Source organism: Pseudomonas sp. SDO5215_S409, assembly GCF_054071325.1.
Genome location: NZ_JBSVWN010000019.1, coordinates 39,685 through 57,400, shown reverse-complemented (window position 1 = coordinate 57,400; position 17,716 = coordinate 39,685). Strand labels below are relative to the sequence as shown.

Below are 17,716 nucleotides of genomic sequence, written 5' to 3'. Positions count from 1 at the left end.
AAGAGCCGCCACTTAATGTCACGTCGCTGTCTAGCGCACGCATCCAACCGTCGAGTAAGGCTCCCCCACCTCTTGCACAAACGACTGCGCCTGGGCCTTGATCCATTCAATCAGCCTCGCCACGTCCGGCTCCAATTGGCGCCCGCTGCGGCATATCACGTAATACGCGGCAGGCGACATCATCCCCGTCCCGCTCAATGCGAGCAGACTGCCGTCGTTCAGTTGGTCGTAGACCAGCGCGGTTCTTCCCAGCGCAATCCCGCCGCCTTTGACGGCCAGGCTGATCGCAAGGCTGGAGTCTGGGAACCGCGGGCCGTGGTGATAGGCCGGTGCAGCCAGCCCTTGAAACTCAAACCAGCTGTCCCAGCCCGGGCACAACGGGTCGTCAACGCGATGAATCAGTGGATGTTTGGCAATTTCATGCAGCGGTACTCCGCCATGCAGGTGGTAGAACTGTGGCGAGCAGACGGGAAACACCGCATCACGCATCAACAGTTCAACGTGATGGTCGGGGTAGTCGCCGTAGCCCATCACGATCGCGACATCGTATTGATGCGCTCCCAGGTTGGCATGGCTCAAGTCGGCGCTGGTCAGCACCACATCAAGGTTGAACGCGTCGGCGCTTTGAGACGCGTGCATACGGGGAATGAGCCACGCCGAACACAGTGAGGAGGTGCAAGAGAGATACAAGGGCTGAGACTTGCCGGGGTTGAGGGTCTGCAACGCCTGTGCGAGCCCGTTGAAAAAGGTATCGGTCACCGGCAACAGTGTTTCTCCTGCCGGGGTCAATTTCACCCCTCGCGAGTGGCGTTCGAACAATTGCACGCCCCACCATTCTTCCAGCCCCGCTATTTGATGGCTGATCGCACTGGCGGTCAGGTTCAGCTCAAGGGCGGCCCGGGCGAAACTGCCGGTTTGGGCGGCGCATACAAAAGCCTGGAGCATGGGCGTCGGTGGCGGACGTTGAGCCATCAGGTGCTCACTTTGATCAGGATGATCCCGCAGACAATGACGAACGCAGAGAGCATCCGCCTCCAGCCGAACCGTTCGCGAAAGAACAGCGCGGCAATAATGGCGCCGATGATAACACTGGTTTCCCGCAAGGCTGACACCTTGGCCACCGCGTCCAGCGACAAGGCAAACAGCACCAGGCCATAGGAACCCAAGTAAAAAAAGCCGCCCATCACACCCACACGCCAATGGTTGCGCACGGCCTGTATCAGTGCCGGACGCTCTTTGAAAAAGGCCAGCGCCGGAATGGGCAGGCTCTGCATAAGCGTCAGGTAAATGATGTACTGCAACACCGTCTCGCTGGCCCGGACGCCTTTAGCGTCCACTACCGTATAAGACGCAATAAAGACACCAGCGCACACGGCCATGATGATGGGGCGAAGCAAGTGAGCATTCATTGCCCGCACGAATGTCAGACTGATGATCCCTGCACAAATCAACAACACCCCCGCCATGGCGGACGGTGACAATTGCTCATTCAACAGAAAGTAGGAAAACAACGCCACCAGCACCGGCGGCACGCCCCGCATCACCGGATAAACCTGACCAAAGTCTCCTGTTTCATAGGCCTTGATCAAAAATAGGCGATAGGCCGTATTAAGCAGCACTGAAACCAGCACATAGCACCAAACCTGCAGGTTCGGCACATTCACCAGCGGTAATGCCGCGAGGCAGATCAACAAAGCGGTGCCGTCTACCATGGCAAGCGTCATGAACCGACTGCTTCCTGCCCTGACAACGGCGTTCCAGGTGGCATGCATGAAGGCAGAGATCAAGACCAGCGTGATCGCGATATCGGAGTTGTCCATAAACCTGGCTTTTTAATTAAACCGACAAGGGGGGGCGTTATGGCTTGCGCAGCCACATACGCAACATGTAGCGATTGAGCCCGCTCGAAACCGTCAAGGATCACCACATGGTTGCCATGATCAATCAGGCTTCTGATGTTGCGTATTTCTTCACTCACGGTGGGGGAGCAATCCCTTGTCCGGTCAATAGTCTTGGGCGCTGACAGCTCTTCAAATGCAAGGTTGGACAGCCTGAATCTAGGAACTTCTTGACGAAAGTTACTGACATTTATGTTCATCGCAGTCCTTTACGGCAGTGAGGGGTGCCGCTATTTAACGTGGCCAGCCAATGCTGCAAAAAGCGAAACCTCATCAGCCCAGCCATCAAAACCTGTCATGCCTGGATGGGCCCAACTTATGCTCAGCGGCTTCAGGTGGGTCAGACTTTTCCGAGCGTGCGCACCCCCGGCGAACCAATCGACCCTCCGTCGGTCAATGTGACCGGCGCCACGGCGGCATTGCAGGCGCTGATATATAGTTCACCCCTCGGACCCCTCTCAAAACGAGTGCCCCATGCTTAACAAAGGACTGTTCCTGGCCTGTGCGCTGGCCCTGCTGAGCGCCTGTGATTCCTCCGACAAACCCGCCGCGCCGCCCGTTGCGCAGGCGCAGGCCAAGGCGGCGGTGGATGTGGCGGCGCTCAAGCAGCGGTATGCCGGGCGTGAAGTGAGTGTGGTGGATGTGTCCGAAATCCAGCTGGACGGCGCCAGTACGTTGTCGGTGACGTTCTCGATCCCCCTGGACCCCGACCAGAAGTTCGCCGACAAGCTGCACCTGGTGGACAGCAAGACCGGCACGGTCGACGGCGCCTGGGAGCTGTCCGACAACCTGATGGAACTGCGCCTGCGCCACCTGGAGCCGCAGCGCAAACTGGTGCTCACCGTCGACCCGGGCGTGCGCGGCGTCAACAGCCAGTTGCTCCCCGCCGAGTACACCAGCCGCCTCGAAACCCGCGACTTGCAGGCCACCGTCGGCTTCGCCAGCCGGGGCACGTTGCTGCCCACGCGCCTGGCCGAGGGGCTGCCGGTGATCGCGTTGAATGTCGATAAAATCGACGTCGAATTTTTCCGCATCAAGCCTGAATCCTTGCCGACGTTTCTGGCGCAGTGGGGCCGCAACACCAGCCTGCAAAGCTATGAATCCCGCGAATTGCTGCCCATGGCCGACCTGGTCTACGGCGGGCGCTTTGACCTCAACCCCGCCAGGAACACCCGCGAAACCCTGTTGCTGCCGATCGCAGGCCTCAAGCCATTGCAGCAACCCGGTGTTTATCTGGCGGTGATGCGCGCATCCGGCACCTACAACTATTCGCAGCCGGCCACGCTGTTCACCTTGAGTGACATCGGCCTGTCGGCGCACCGCTACGCCAACCGCCTGGACGTGTTCACGCAAGCCCTGGAAGGCGGTAAGGCCATCGACGGCGTGGAGTTGGAGATCCTTGACGACAAAGGCCGCGTACTCGGCCAGGGCAAGACCGAAAACGGCGGGCATGCCGAGCTGCCGCTGCCGAAAAAAGCCCAAGTGCTGCTGGCCAAACAGGGCGAGCAAACCAGCCTGTTGCGCCTCGACAGTGCGGCGCTGGACCTGGCCGAATTCGACATCGGCGGCCAGCCCGCCCACCCGCTGCAGTTTTTTGTATTCGGCCCACGCGACCTGTATCGCCCCGGCGAAACCGTGCTGCTCAATGCCCTGCTGCGCGACAAGGACGGCAACAGCGTCAAGCCGCAGCCGGTGAGTGTGGAAGTGCGCCGCCCGGATGAACAGGTCAGCCGCAAATTCGTGTGGGACGCCGACGCCTCCGGTCTGTATCAATATGCGCTGCAACTGGCGGGCGAGGCGCCGACCGGGCGCTGGCAGTTGGTGTTCGACCTGGGTGACGGCAAGCCGCAGCTTTATGAATTCCTCGTCGAGGATTTCCTGCCCGAGCGCCTCGCACTGGAACTCAAGGGCAGCGACACGCCGCTGAGCCCGGGCGATGACGCCACCATCCACGTCAACGGCCGCTACCTGTATGGCGCACCCGCCTCCGGCAACCGTGTCAGCGGGCAAGTCTATGTGCGGCCGCTGCGCGAGGCGGTGAAGTCGCTGCCGGGGTATCAGTTTGGCTCCGTCACCGAAGAGGAACTGAGCCAGGACTTCGAGCTGGACGAAAGCGTGCTGGACGCCAACGGCGATGGAAACCTGGTGCTGGAAAGCAAATGGGCCGACGCCAAGTCGCCGCTGCAACTGATCGTGCAGGCCAGCCTGCAAGAGTCCGGCGGGCGCCCGATCACCCGCCGCCTGGTGCAGCCGATCTGGCCCGCCGAGCAACTGCCCGGCCTGCGCGGTGTGTTTGACGGCAAGGAAACCAACGGCGACGGCCCTGTCGAATTCGAGGTGCTGGTGGCCAACCAGGACGGGCAGAAACTTGCCGCCGACAACCTCAAGGTGCGCCTGATTCGCGAGCGTCGCGACTACTATTGGAACTACTCCGATAGCGACGGCTGGAGCTACCACTACAACGAGAAATTCCTCAACGTCGACGAGCAGAGCATCTCCATCAAGGCGGGCGACACTGCCAAGCTGAGCTTCCAGGTGGAGTGGGGCCCGTACCGTGTCGAGGTTGAAGACCCCCAGACCGGGTTGGTCAGCAGCGAGCGGTTCTGGGCCGGTTACCAGGCCCAAGACAACACCGAAGGCGGCGCGGTACGGCCCGATCAGGTCAAGCTGGCGCTGGACAAGCCCGCTTATGGCGACGGCGACACCGCCAACGTGACGGTCACGCCGCCCGCTGCGGGCAAGGGGTATTTGCTGGTGGAGTCCAGCGAAGGGCCGTTGTGGTGGCAGGCAATCGACGTACCGGCCGAGGGCAAGTGCTTTGCCGTGAAGCTGGACCCGAAGTGGTCGCGCCATGACCTGTACGTGAGCGCCCTGGTGATTCGCCCGGGCGAGCGCAAGGCCAATATCACGCCCAAGCGGGCGGTGGGCCTATTGCATCTGCCCCTGGATCGCACGCAGCGCAAGCTGGGGCTGACCTTGAGTGCGCCGGAAAAAATGCGCCCCAAACAGCCGCTCACCGTAAAAATAGCCGCCAAAAATGCCGACGGCAGCGTGCCCAAAGAGGTGCATGTGCTGGTGGCGGCGGTGGACGTGGGCATCCTCAATATCACCGAATACCCGACGCCCGACCCGTATTCCAGCCTGTTCGGCCGCAAGGCGTACGGTGTGGACCAGTTCGACATCTACGGCCAACTGATCGAGGCCGGGCAGGGCCGCCTGGCCTCGCTGGCCTTTGGTGGCGACGCTGCGCTGGCCAAGGGCGGCAAGCGGCCTGACACCAGCGTGACCATCGTCGCCTTGCAAAGCGCGCCGGTGACGTTGAATGAGCAGGGCGAGGGGGAAGTGAGCGTGAACATCCCCGACTTCAACGGCGAACTGCGCCTGATGGCGCAAGCCTGGACCGACGACCGCTACGGCATGGCCCAAGCCAAGACCGTGGTGGCCGCGCCGCTGGTGGCCGAGTTGTCGGCGCCGCGCTTTTTGGCCGGGGGCGACCAGACCCGCTTGGCGCTGGACCTGTCCAACCTGTCGGGCAAGGCGCAGACACTGGACGTGCAACTGACCGCCGAAGGCCAGCTGACCCTGCTGGGCGAGCCCGCGCACAGCGTGCAATTGGCCGAGGGCCAGCGCACCACGTTGCAGATTCCGGTGCGGGCACTGGGCGGGTTTGGCCAGGGCACGGTCCGCGTCACCGTTAACGGCCTGGACCTGCCGGGCGAGCAACTGCCGGCGTTTACCCGTGAATGGACACTGGGCGTACGCCCGGCTTACCCCGCGTTGCTCAAGCAATACCGTGCGGTGCTCAAGGACGACACCTGGACCCTGCCGGACGCCGAGTTGTCGCTGTTTGAACCGGCGGGCCGCGAGGCGTTGCTGAGTTTGTCGAGCCGTCCGCCGTTGAACCTTGGCGAGCAGATTCGGGCACTCAAGGCCTACCCGTACGGCTGCCTGGAGCAAACCGCCAGCGGCCTGTACCCCTCGCTTTACGCCGACACCGCCGTGCTCGCCCGGCTGGGCCTCAAGGGCGAGCCGGATGCCGAGCGCAAACGCAAGATCGAAATCGGCATTGAGCGCCTGCTGGGCATGCAGCGCTACAACGGCAGTTTCGGCCTGTGGGGCGCGGACGGCGAAGAGGAATATTGGCTGACGGCTTACGTCACCGACTTCCTGCTGCGCGCCCGCGACCAAGGGTTTGCCGTACCGCCCGACGCCCTGAAAAAAGCCAGCGAACGCCTGTTGCGGTATGTGCAGGAACGCAACCTGATCGAAGCCGACTACAGCGACAACGCGGACCACACCCGCTTTGCCGTGCAGGCCTACGCGGGCATGGTCTTGGCGCGCAGCCAGCAGGCGCCTTTGGGCGCGCTGCGCAGCCTGTTCGAGCGCCGCACCGATGCCCGCTCCGGTTTGCCGCTGGTGCAACTGGCCATTGCCATGCAGAAGATGGGCGACCAGCCGCGTGCCGATCAGGCCTTGATCGCCGGGCTTGCGGTAAAGCGCAAGGCCAACGAATGGCTGGCCGACTACGGCAGCCCGTTGCGCGACCAGGCGATGATCCTGGCGTTGCTTGAAGAAAACGACCTGGCCAAGGGCAAGCGCGAGGAGCGTCTGTTTGATCTGTCGGACCAGTTGGCCGCCAGCCAGTGGCTGTCGACCCAGGAGCGCAATTCGCTGTTCCTCGCCGGGCGCGGGTTGCTGGGCAAGCCGGAAACCAACTGGAGCGCCCGCTTCACCAGCGGCAGCGAAACCCGCGAGCTGAACAACGGCCAGTCGGGGCTGAAACTGGAGGGGCCTCTGTTGGCGTCTCCGCTGACCTTGCACAACGAAGGCAGCGAGCCGGTTTATCAACAGCTGAGCATTTCCGGTTACCCCACCCAGGCGCCGGTGGCGGGGGGTGAAAACCTGAGCATCCGTCGCGATTACCTGGGCATGAACGGCGAGCCGCTGAACCTGCGCAACCTCAAGAGCGGCGATCTGGTGCTGGTGCACCTGGCTGTGAGCGCGAACAAACAGCGGGTGCCGGACGCGCTGGTGGTAGACCTGCTGCCGGCGGGCCTGGAGCTGGAAAACCAGAACCTGGCGCAGAGCGCGGCAAGCCTGGACGACGCCAGCAGCCAGGTGAAGCAGTGGCGCGAGTCGATGCAGAATGCGGCGATCAAACACCAGGAGTTCCGTGATGACCGTTACGTGGCCGCGCTGAACCTGGACGGTTATGGCACCACGCACCTGTTGTACCTGGCACGTGCCGTGACCCCGGGCACTTACCGTGTGCCGCCGCCGCAAGTGGAGTCGATGTACCGTCCCAACTGGCAGGCGGTCGGTGAAACCCCAGCCGACCTTGTCATCAAGGGCCGTTGAGGCATTACGTCCGTGGGCGCCGCCGGGCGCCCACGGACGGTCAGCGAACCACCCAGCTCAGCAGCCAAAGCCCGAGCATCAACCAGATGATCCCCATGATGATCGAGGCCCGCATGAAGGCGCGCACCGCCGAATACAGCAGCATCAAGCCGATGATCAGGGTGAGGATGCTGATGATCGACGTGTCCATGCCCAAGGTTTTGGCCAGCCCGTCGATGAAGTTGCCACCGGCATGCGTGAGCGCATTGAACAACCCGCCGAGCCCGTCGACGATAAAACGGATGACCGAACCCAGGGCCTGGCCCAGCCATTCAAAAAAGCTTTCTACGTGCATGTGTGTGTCCTGATGAAGAGGTGGCTGAGCCTTTGGAAACTTTCCCCGGTGGCGGGTTCCGTGAAGCATAGAGGTTTGCAGGTTTGAATTTTCGATTAATGCGGCGCCTCACAGGCATGCGCAGCCTGCGTTGGGGGTTGGGGCTGCTGGTGCTGGCCATTGCGCTGCTGTGGCTGGCAGACCGGATCTGGCCGCTGCCGCTGCCGCAGGATGACCTGGCCCGTGTGGTGCTGGCCGAGGATGGCACGCCGTTGTGGCGGTTTGCCGATGCCCATGGTGTGTGGCGTTACCCGGTGCGCACCGATGAAGTCTCGCCGTATTACCTCGATGCCTTGCTGACGTACGAAGACCGCTGGTTTTACACGCATCCCGGCGTAAACCCGCTGGCGCTGGTACGCGCCACCTGGCAAAACCTGACGGGTGCACGGGTGGTGTCGGGTGGCAGCACCTTGTCGATGCAAGTGGCGCGGCTGTTGGATCCGCATTCGCGCACCCTGCACGGCAAGGTGCGCCAGCTGTGGCGCACGGCGCAGCTGGAGTGGCACCTGTCCAAAGACCAGATCCTCAACCTTTACCTAAACCGCGCGCCCTTTGGCGGCACCTTGCAGGGCGTGGCCGCGGCGAGTTGGGCCTACCTGGGCAAGTCGCCACAACAGCTGACCCACGCCGAAGCGGCGATGCTCGCCGTTTTGCCTCAAGCGCCCAGCCGCCTGCGGCCGGACCGCTACCCCCAACGCGCCCAGGAAGCGCGCGACAAGGTGCTGCGCCGCCTGGCCGAGTTCCAGGTGTGGCCGCCCTCGGTCGTGAATGAGGCGCTGGAAGAACCGCTGCTGCTGGCCCCCCGCCAGGAGCCGAGCCTGGCGCCCTTGCTGGCCCGGCGCCTGAACCGCCCGGACAGCCCGCCGCTGATCCGCACCACCCTGGATGCCGCCCTGCAGCGCCGCCTGGAAGACCTGCTGCTGGGCTGGCGCGCACGTTTGCCGGAACACACCTCTGCGGCGATTTTGGTGGTGCAGGCCGACACCATGGCCGTGCGCGCCTACTTAGGCTCGGTGGATATCAACGACGCCAAGCGCTTTGGCCACGTCGACATGGTCAACGCCCTGCGCTCGCCGGGCTCTACGCTCAAACCCTTCCTGTATGGCATGGCGCTGGACGCGGGGCTGATTCATTCCGAATCGCTGCTGCAAGACGTGCCGCGCCGCTACGGGGATTACCGCCCGGGCAACTTTTCCATGGGGTTTACCGGCGCGGTGCCCGCCAGCACGGCGTTGTCCAGCTCGCTGAATTTGCCGGCGGTGCAATTGCTGGAAGCCTACGGGCCCAAACGCTTTGCCGCGCAAATGCGCATCGGCGGCATGCCGTTGGCGTTGCCGCCCTTGGCCGAGCCGAACCTGGCGTTGATCCTGGGCGGCGCGGGCAGCCGTCTCGATGACCTGGTGAGCGGCTACAGTGCGTTTGCCCGGGACGGCAAAAGTGCCAGCCTGCGGTTTCAGCCAGGCGACGGGCTCAAGGAGCGCCCATTGCTCTCGCCGGGGGCCGCCTGGATTGTGCGGCGCATTCTCAGTGGCCAGGCCCGCCCCGACCGCGACCCACGCGCCGAGCTGGTGCAGCGCCCGGTGCTGGCCTGGAAAACCGGCACCAGCTACGGCTTTCGCGATGCCTGGGCGATTGGCGTGGGGCCGCGTTATTTGATCGGCGTGTGGATCGGCCGCCCGGATGGCACCCCGGTGCCGGGCCAGTTCGGCCTGGCGTCGGCGGCGCCGTTGATGTTGCAGGTGCACGACGTGCTGACCAACCGCGACAGCCAGCGCGGCATCAGTGCGCCGGTCACGCCGGTGCCGTTCAACGTGGGCGTGGCCGCGATCTGCTGGCCGTTGGGCCAGCCGCTGAGCCGCAGCGACCCCAATTGCCGTCGCCAGCGTTTTGCCTGGACGCTGGACCACACCACGCCGCCTACCTTGCAGGCGCTGGACCAGCCGTTGAGTGTGGGTTTGCAGGAAAAAGTCTGGGTCAATGCCAAGGGCCTGCGGGTGGACGCCAGCTGCCCCGGCGCCCAGGCGCGAGACATCGCCCTGTGGCCCGCGCCGCTGGAGCCGTGGCTGCCCCGGGTGGAGCGGCGCGAAGCACGCATCCCCGCAGCGGACCCCGACTGCCCACCACCCCCGTTGGCGGTGGCGTCCCCGTTGTCGGTGGTGGGGGTGCGAGAGGGCGATCAACTGCGCCTGCCCGCCGCCAGCCAGCAACCGCTGCGCCTGAAACTCTCGGCACTGGGCGGCAGTGGGCGGCGCTGGTGGTTCCTCAACGGGGCGCCGCTGGGGGACAGCGCCAATCAGGACAGCCTCAATGCAAGCCTGGAGCACCTTGGGCGGTATCAATTGAGCGTGCTCGATGAGGCGGGGCAGACGGCCCGGGTCGAGTTCAGCGTGGTGGATTGACCGGCGTCGGGGTATTCACTTGCCTTCATCCAATATCCCGCTGAAGCTATACGCCTTCAGGAGCCCCCCATGAACCTCGAACACCTCACCGAACGCCTGCACCGCATCCGCGATACCAACGACTGGAAGCCTTTTCACAGCCCCAAAAACCTGGCCATGGCCGCCAGTGTCGAAATGGCCGAGCTGGTGGAGATTTTCCAGTGGCTCACCGAAGACCAGTCCCGCCAGCTGCCCGCAGACAAACTGGCCCATGCGGGCCAGGAAGTCGGTGACATCGTGTTGTACCTGCTGCTGTTGTGCAGCGAGCTGGGCCTGGACATGGACCAGGTGGTGCGCGCCAAACTGGCCGACAGCGAGCGGCGGTTCGTCCATGACTGACCGCCATTTCGACCAGCTCGCCACGCGCTTTGCCGAGAAAATCTACGGCGGTGCCAAGGGCGCCATTCGCCTGGCCGTGCTTCAGGCCGACCTGAGCGAGGCGCTGCCACAGCGCCCGTTGCGCGTGCTGGATATCGGCGCGGGCCTGGGGCACATGTCGCTGTGGCTGGCCGAACAAGGTCACGACGTGACCCTGGCCGAACCCGCCGAGCCGATGCTCGAGGGGGCCCGCCAGCGTTTTGCCGAAGCCGGGCAGCGTGCAACGTTTATCCATGCGCCCTGGCAAGCATTGCTGGGCCAACTCACCGAGCCCTACGACCTGGTGCTGTGCCACGCCGTGCTCGAATGGCTGGCTGAACCCCACGCTATCCTGCCGGTGCTGCACCAGTTGACCGTGCCGGGCGGCTGGCTGTCGCTGGCTTTTTACAACCGTGATGCGCTGATTTACCGCAACCTGCTCAAAGGCCACTTTCGCAAAATGCGCAAGAACGACATGGCCGGCGAAAAACAGAGCCTCACGCCGCAACAACCCCTGGACCCACGGGAGTTGGCCGCGCAACTAGAGGGCGTTTGGCAGGTCCAAAGCCGTAGCGGCGTGCGGGTGTTCCACGACTACATGCCGGTGGAGTTCCAGGCCCGCGCCGATTTACAGGATTTGCTGGAGATGGAACTCGCTCACCGTCGTCACCCAAGCTTTGCCGGACTTGGGCGTTATTTACACTGGATCTGCCGTCCGGTTTAAGCGGCCCAGTCCTCGGAGGTCGAAATGAAGCGCTGTGTTGCATTGATCTTGCTGGGCCTGGGCCTGGCGGGGTGTCAGAGCCCCAACCCGTATGTCGCGGCGTCGCGCCCGCTGCCGCCTGCGCCTGCCCAGGCGGCCACCACCTTTGATGCCAGCGCTTACCCGGCGCCGGTGCGTGACTACGGCGCGTACCGCAGTTGGGGCTGGCTCAACGGCCAATTGCCAGCGGGCTCGGCCTGGGCCGACTCGGCGCAGATCGCCGAGGCGGTCAGCGGCGCCCTGGACCAGCGTGGCCTGCGCCCGCTGCATGACCAGCGCCCGCCCGACCTGTTGGTCAGCGCCGACGTACGCCTGGAAAAACGCCTGCGCCAGGTGCAGGACGATTATGGCTACGGCTATGGCGGCGGATATAACCGCTACGGCAATGGCTACGGCATGTACAACTCGGTGCCGGTGGTACGCACCTATGAAGTGACGGTCGCGGTGGTGCGGGTCAACCTGTTTGACGCCCGCAGCGGCCAGCCGGTCTGGAGCACCAGCGCCGAGACTGCCAGCAATGGCAGCCTCAGCGAACGCGCAGACGCCTTGCGCAAGGCGGTGCAAAAGGCAATGACTGCCTATCCGCCCAGTTAAACGCGATGTTCATTAAGGCTCAGTCAAATAATCCCTCGGAGAACCATCATGCTTCGTCGTATTGCCGCACTTGCTGTCGTTGTGTTGCTGAGCGGTTGCCAGACCAGTCAGGTCAACCACGATTTTGACGCCAACAGGGATTTTGGCGCCTACCGCAGCTGGAGCTGGAAAGAGCCCGCATTGCAGTACCGCCCGGATGACCCGCGGATCAAGAGCGACCTCACCGAACAACGCATCCGCCAGTCGGTGGGCGAGCAACTGGACCAGCGCGGCCTGCGCCCCGCTGCCCCCGGCACCAAGGCTGACCTGAACGTGCAGGCCTACCTGATCGTCGAAGACCGCCAGCAACAAGTCACCACCAACTACGGCGGCGCCTGGGGCGGCCCATGGCACGGCTACTGGGGCGCGCCTGCGTACAACGAAACCCGCAACATCACCTACCAGGTCGCCACCATCCAGGTCGACCTGCTCGACAGCAAGGACGGCAAACTCGTATGGCGCGGCAGCGACGAGCAGATCCTCGCCGACTCGCCCAACCCCCAGGAACGCAGCGCCGCGATTCGTAGCACCGTGACCAAGATCCTCGCCAACTACCCGCCCCACTGATCAAGCCCCGGCTCTGATCGTCCGCCAGTCGCCCCAAGTGGCGACTGGCCAGCGAGCGCCCTGCGCCTTGTCTACACTCACCTGAACCCAGGTGAGTAAGCGCGATAGGAGTGCTCGATGTCTCCTCGACTCCGTTCCGGGCAGCGTGGTGCGATCGGATTGATGGCGGCACTGACGCTGGCGATGGCGTTGGTGTTCATGTTGTTGGTCATCGACGGCAGCCGACTCTATCTGCAAAAGCGCCAATTGCAGGGCATCGCGGACGTGGCGGCGCTCGAAGCCGTTCAACGCAAAGGTAACTGCCTGCCAGCCAGCACCACGGCCGCCGCCACCTATGCAACGGCCAGTGCGCTGCGTAACGGTTATGTGACGCCGCCGGCCAGCGCGCTGGATGTGCGTTGCGGCGGCCTGGCCACCGGCGCCAATAACGTGCGGGTGTTTTCCGAAGACGCGACCAAGACCGACGCCGTCCAAGTGATTGCCTCACGCCCGGTCGCGACCAGTGCCGCCGGTGGCCTATGGGCGATGTTCAACAGTGGCATGAGCGCGACCACGCAACTGTCGGCTGTCGCCGTGGCGGCCCCCAAAATTTTGCCGCCCCAGGCCCAGTTGACGATCAAGTCCACGCTGGTGACGGTGGACTCCTCCAAGTCGGCCGCCCTGAATCTGCTGTTTAGCCAGCTACTGGGTGGTTCACTCAACCTGAGTGTGGCGGGCTGGCAAGGTTTGGTAGACACCCGTATCAACCTGCTGAGTTACCTCAATCAATTGGCGCTGAACGTCGGTGTGACGGCGGGCAACTACAACGAGCTGTTGGCCAAGAACGTCAAGATCAGCCAATTGCTGGATGCGGCCATCACCGTGCTTCAGGCCGGGGGGAGCACGGCGCAGGTGGCGGTCAATGGGCTAACCAGCATTAATACGATTATCGGCAACCTGGATGTCACCCTGGGCAGCCTGCTGCAACTGCAGACTGGGGCCGTATCAGCGGGGCTCAATACCAACCTGAACGTGTTTCAACTGGCGCAGGCTTTTGTGCAGCTGGCCAACACCAAGAACGGTGTGGTGGCTTCAATCCCGGTGAACATTCCCGGCCTGCTCAATGCTGGGGTTCAGCTCAGAGTGATTCAGCCGCCGCAGTTGTCGGCGATTGGCGATCCTACTTATGCCACGGACATAAATTTGCCAACAAGTATTTCTGTGCAGACGGCACAGCTGAGTCTTGGGCTGACGCTTGGGCTGCCGGTGCTCGATTCGCCGTTGGTTCAGACGGCCTTGAACGGTTTGGTTGGGCAGCTTTCGGACGTGTTGAACAACGCGTTGAGCCTGAACCTGGGCGCAACGATCAATTCGTTATTCTGTGTGCTGGGAGGCTACTGCCAGCGTACCGACTTGCGAGTGCTCTCGTCTTCTTCTGACCCGCCAGCCGCCCGTATCGATGTGGTGCTTGAACTGGGGGCGGCGCAAAGTTATGTGACCGGTTTCACCTGTGTCAGTGATGCCACCAAAACCCTGACCACTAAATCCAATGCCTCGATTGTGACGGTGAAAATTGGTCAGGACCCTCAATTGATCAACGCGTTCAACAGTAATACATCCCTTAGCCAGATCCCTCCGCTGCCCGTGGTGGACATTGGTGCGATTACTTGTTTCAAGCCCTTGCTTGGGCTGGGCCCGACCACTTGTGATCCATCGACGCGTAAGCCGTTCTACGGTGGTGGCCTCGGACTGAGCGTTAAAGCTGAGCTCGATAAAGTGCCAAATACACAGTTTTCTTATACGTTCCAGCAACCACCTGAAATAAACCAACCGCCGCTGTACTCCTCCTCGTCGACTTCCAGTCTTGTGAGTGCGATCGGTAATGCGCTGCAAGGCCTTCAATTCCAGGTTTACAAACCAACCGGCGTCAATGTGTTAGGGGGGTTACTGGTCACGACAGGCGACTTGCTGAACGGTATCAACGGTGCGCTGGGTACGATCATCAGCGGCGTACTCAGCCCCATTGTGGATCCGCTGGTGAACAACCTGCTGCTGACGCTGGGGGTCAACTTGAACGCGGTAGAGCTGGGGGCCAACCTCAGTTGCCGACCTCATGGGCAGGCCTCGTTGGTGAATTAGTCGGCAGTGCCCAGCGGCAGTTCCACGCAGAACCTGGCGCCATGTTCTGCGTTGGTGACGCTCAGGCGCCCGCCCATGTGTTCCACGATGCCGTAGCTCACCGACAAGCCTAGCCCCGTGCCCACGCCAATGGGCTTGGTGGTGAAAAACGGCTCGAAAATGCGCTCCATCAATCTTGGGTCAATGCCGCCGCCGTTGTCTTCAACCCATATGCGCACATACCGGCTGTCTTGCTCACTGTGCACGGCTATCCATGGTCGGAAATCGCGGTCCTTTTCGCGCTTGCTGAGCAACGCATCGCGGGCGTTGACCATCAGGTTGATCAACACCTGTTCCAACTGGTCGACGTAACCTTTGACATGCACCGTGAAATCCGCAGGCACGACCCTAAGCTCAACACCCTTGCCGCGCAGGCCTTCGGCAAGCAGCGACAGCGTGCCTTCCACCGCTTGCGCCGGGTCAAAGGGTTGCTGTTCGACCTCCGAGCGGCGGCCAAACACGCGCATATGGTCCACCACCCGGGCCGCGCGCTGGACTTGGGCGTCAATGCGTTGAAGTTTTTCCGTGAGGTAGTCGGCCTGCGCGTCGCCGTTGCCCAGGCGTTTGAGCATATTAACGATGGCCATGCGCATCACGTTCAGCGGCTGGTTGATCTCGTGTGCAAGACCTGTGGCCATCTCGCCGAGGGTCGCCATCTTTGCGCTTTGGGTCAGTTGTTGCTGTGAACGGCGCACTTCGGTGTTGTCGCGTCCCACGGCCTGGACTTCCAGCAGACGCCCGTGCTCATCAAACACGCCACGGTCGGACCATACCCACCACGCGTGCTCGCGCCCGGGCAATTGCAGGCTGATTTCAGCGGTACTGACCGGGAACTCCGGGCTCAGTTGCTCGATACGGTGCATGAATGCCTGCTGCTGTTCTTGCGAGAGCCATTGGCTCAGGTTCACGCCGGGCAGTTGTTCAGGCGTGCATTCCATGTAGTTGGCCAGCGGGGTATTGCCGAACGTGAGTGTGAGGTCCGGGCGGTAGCGGCAGATCATGGCGGGGGAGTCTTCCACGAGGATACGGTAGCGCTCCTCGCTCTCCTTGATGCGCTGGGCGGCCAGGGTGGCGTCGGTGACGTCCAGCCACAAGCCCACGGCCTCGACGGGTAGCCCCAAATCGTCGCGCAGCAGTTTGGCTTCGTCGAGCAGCCAGTGATAGTCGCCCTGTTTGTCACGTACCCGGTAGCGGCTGCGCACGTTGCCTTCACGCAGCAAATGGCGGGTCCGGTCAAAGTAGAGGTCACGGTCGTCGGGGTGGATCCACTCGTTCAAGCTGGCTTGGGTGCAGTCGGCAAGGGTGCGCCCCAGCAGGGGCAACAGGCTGTCGCTGAAAAACACCGGCTGCAAGGTGCCTTCTACATAACGCTGCACGTAGATCACCGCCGGGGAGCTGGCGATCAGGTTGTCCAGCCGCGCGTGGGCTGCGGCTGCATGTTGTTCCTGGTTCTTGACATCGCTGATGTCGAGCATGAACCCCACCAACCTGCGATGGTTGCCGGTGCCCAGCGCTTGTCCCTGAATGCGATACCAGACGGGTTGATGCGCGGGGTCGTCCTGCTGCAGGCGTACGCTGGTGGACAGTGGTTTGCCGAGGCTTTTCAGGTCTTGCAGACGGCTGGCGAGTTCTTCGCGGTCAGCGGTGTGAATCAACGCCAGCCAGGTGGACAGCGGCAGGCGCGGTGGCGCGTGAGTCAGGTTGAGCGTGCCCAGCAACTGCGGGGCCAACTGGATCTCTTCGCTATGGGGCGCCAGTTCCCACCACCCCGTACCCAGCAGACCTTGCAGCGCTTCCAGGCGGTCCAGTTGCTGCTGATGGCGTTGGTCGCGCAAGCGGCTGAGCAGCGGGGCGGCGAGGCTGGCGGCCAGTTGCAGCCAGTCGCGGTCGCAGGTCTGGTGCTGTTCCTCAAAAAAGCCGCATAACAACCATGCCGCGACGCCTTGGCTATCGGCATAGGGCACCAGCCAGCCACTGGCATTGCCAAAGATGCCCTGTAAACGCGGGTGATCGCTGTGGCTGAGGTTGACGGTGAGACTCACCGGTGCAGCGCCGCCCAGGCTATCGAGGCTGGCGCCCAGGTTTTGTCCGTTGCGCCATAGTGCCGGCGCGTCGTGAGCAGTGTAATGGCCCTGGATCATCCACCCTTGATCATGTTCATCCAGCAGGGCGATCGCCACACACGGGATGTGCCAGCCCTGAGCGATGACCTGCAGCGCATCCTGCAACACGTCGGGCAGCCGAGTCAGGCTGCACACCCGCAGTTGTGCGCAGATCTGGTCGCTGATGCGCTGGTGTTGCTCGCGGGCTTGGGCGACGTGGCGATGGGATATCAGGTCGCCGATATCCAGCAGTTGCAGCAGCCAGCCTTGGCCGTCAGGTTGAACCCAGCCGCGAGTACGCAGCACCTGGCCGGCCACGCCCTTTAAGTTCAAATCCAGGACGTGCCCTTGCCATTCGCTGGGGAGGCCTTCAAGCGTCAATGCGCTGTCGCTCGCCACGTATTCCCGCAAGGGCGTCTGTTGTGGGGGCTGCCCAGCGGGTAGGGCCAGTTGGTGGCGTAGAGCGCCCTGGATATCGGTCACATGGCCTTGAGCGTCCAGCGACACCCGCAAGGCGGCGCTTGCCGGTGCTGCTGGCGTTTGAGGTAACGGAGGGTGACGCCCGAGCAGGCGCCCGAAGAGTTTGTCTGCGGGGGTCAAAATTGCAGGCTCGATTGGGCTGAGAGCGTTGTTGGAAGGTTGGGCACAGTGCCGATGCCGGGTAACACCAGGAACGGCAGGACACTCTTGAGGTTGTCGGACGGATAGTTGATCTGCACGGTCAACAAGCCGGTAGGGCTATAGGTTGCCGTGACGTAGCCGGGTAAAAACTTGAAGGCGGGCGGGATCCAGTTCAACTGCGCCTGCGCGGCGGCAGTGGCGCGTGCAGTGACCGCTGCGTTGTAGCCTGCGGTGGCGGGGTCCAGCGCGACCGCGCGCCTGGCCCCTTCAGCGGTGGCCTGCGTGAAGGATTGCATCAACAGCAACGGCAAGCTGTAGCTGACCAAGCCATAGAACACGGCAAAAAAAATCATGAATACCATCGCGAACTCGAGCGCGGCGGCACCTTTTTGCTGGCGAGGGAGGCCTTTTTTCATGACTGAGTCTACCCTGACTACCACTACCTGATA

Annotated in this window: 12 protein-coding genes; 7 read left to right on the top strand and 5 right to left on the bottom strand. The window is 62.9% G+C overall.

Annotation, left to right across the window (positions count from 1 at the left end):
• Window positions 1-30: 30 nt before the first annotated feature.
• Entirely contained in the window at window positions 31-972 is a 942-nt protein-coding gene (locus tag ACW9H9_RS12415; RefSeq protein WP_457343487.1) for a LysR substrate-binding domain-containing protein, read from the bottom strand.
• Window positions 972-1,820, bottom strand: a complete 849-nt coding sequence (locus ACW9H9_RS12410) for an EamA family transporter (RefSeq protein ID WP_457343486.1) — start codon at window positions 1,818-1,820, stop codon at window positions 972-974. The genes ACW9H9_RS12415 and ACW9H9_RS12410 overlap by 1 nt, the downstream gene beginning before the upstream one ends.
• A 552-nt stretch (window positions 1,821-2,372) precedes the next feature.
• On the opposite strand from ACW9H9_RS12410, the gene ACW9H9_RS12405 reads away from it, so the two are divergent.
• Window positions 2,373-7,256: an alpha-2-macroglobulin family protein gene (locus ACW9H9_RS12405; protein WP_457343484.1), complete on the top strand. Its 4,884-nt coding sequence runs from the start codon at window positions 2,373-2,375 to the stop codon at window positions 7,254-7,256.
• 40 nt (window positions 7,257-7,296) lie between these two features.
• Here the strand turns inward: ACW9H9_RS12405 and ACW9H9_RS12400 are convergent, their stop codons facing one another.
• Window positions 7,297-7,590: a hypothetical protein gene (locus tag ACW9H9_RS12400; RefSeq protein ID WP_457343483.1), complete on the bottom strand. Its 294-nt coding sequence runs from the start codon at window positions 7,588-7,590 to the stop codon at window positions 7,297-7,299.
• 116 nt (window positions 7,591-7,706) lie between these two features.
• On the opposite strand from ACW9H9_RS12400, the gene pbpC reads away from it, so the two are divergent.
• From pbpC to ACW9H9_RS12370, 6 genes are all read left to right on the top strand, one after another.
• Window positions 7,707-10,028 carry a peptidoglycan glycosyltransferase PbpC gene (gene pbpC / locus ACW9H9_RS12395; protein ID WP_457343482.1) on the top strand — a complete coding sequence of 774 codons (2,322 nt, stop codon included), beginning with the start codon at window positions 7,707-7,709 and terminating at the stop codon, window positions 10,026-10,028.
• Between the two features lie 69 nt (window positions 10,029-10,097).
• Window positions 10,098-10,406 (top strand): MazG-like family protein, encoded by a 309-nt coding sequence (locus ACW9H9_RS12390; protein ID WP_457343480.1) that lies wholly within the window; start codon window positions 10,098-10,100, stop codon window positions 10,404-10,406.
• Window positions 10,399-11,148, top strand: a complete 750-nt coding sequence (locus tag ACW9H9_RS12385) for a methyltransferase (RefSeq protein WP_457343478.1) — start codon at window positions 10,399-10,401, stop codon at window positions 11,146-11,148. The genes ACW9H9_RS12390 and ACW9H9_RS12385 overlap by 8 nt, the downstream gene beginning before the upstream one ends.
• 24 nt (window positions 11,149-11,172) lie before the next feature.
• On the top strand, window positions 11,173-11,781 hold the full coding sequence (locus ACW9H9_RS12380; protein ID WP_457343476.1) for a DUF4136 domain-containing protein: 609 nt from the start codon (window positions 11,173-11,175) through the stop codon (window positions 11,779-11,781).
• Between the two features lie 48 nt (window positions 11,782-11,829).
• Entirely contained in the window at window positions 11,830-12,387 is a 558-nt protein-coding gene (locus tag ACW9H9_RS12375) for a DUF4136 domain-containing protein (protein WP_457343474.1), read from the top strand.
• A 117-nt stretch (window positions 12,388-12,504) separates the two neighbouring features.
• Entirely contained in the window at window positions 12,505-14,505 is a 2,001-nt protein-coding gene (locus ACW9H9_RS12370) for a pilus assembly protein TadG-related protein (protein ID WP_457343472.1), read from the top strand.
• Here the strand turns inward: ACW9H9_RS12370 and ACW9H9_RS12365 are convergent.
• Both ACW9H9_RS12365 and ACW9H9_RS12360 read right to left on the bottom strand, forming a co-directional pair.
• Window positions 14,502-17,246: an ATP-binding protein gene (locus ACW9H9_RS12365; RefSeq protein ID WP_457343470.1), complete on the bottom strand. Its 2,745-nt coding sequence runs from the start codon at window positions 17,244-17,246 to the stop codon at window positions 14,502-14,504. The genes ACW9H9_RS12370 and ACW9H9_RS12365 overlap by 4 nt on opposite strands.
• A complete protein-coding gene (locus tag ACW9H9_RS12360) occupies window positions 17,243-17,683 on the bottom strand; it encodes a TadE/TadG family type IV pilus assembly protein (protein ID WP_457343468.1) in 441 nt (146 codons plus the stop codon). Before ACW9H9_RS12360 ends, ACW9H9_RS12365 begins: the two co-directional genes overlap by 4 nt.
• Between the last annotated feature and the right edge of the window lie 33 nt (window positions 17,684-17,716).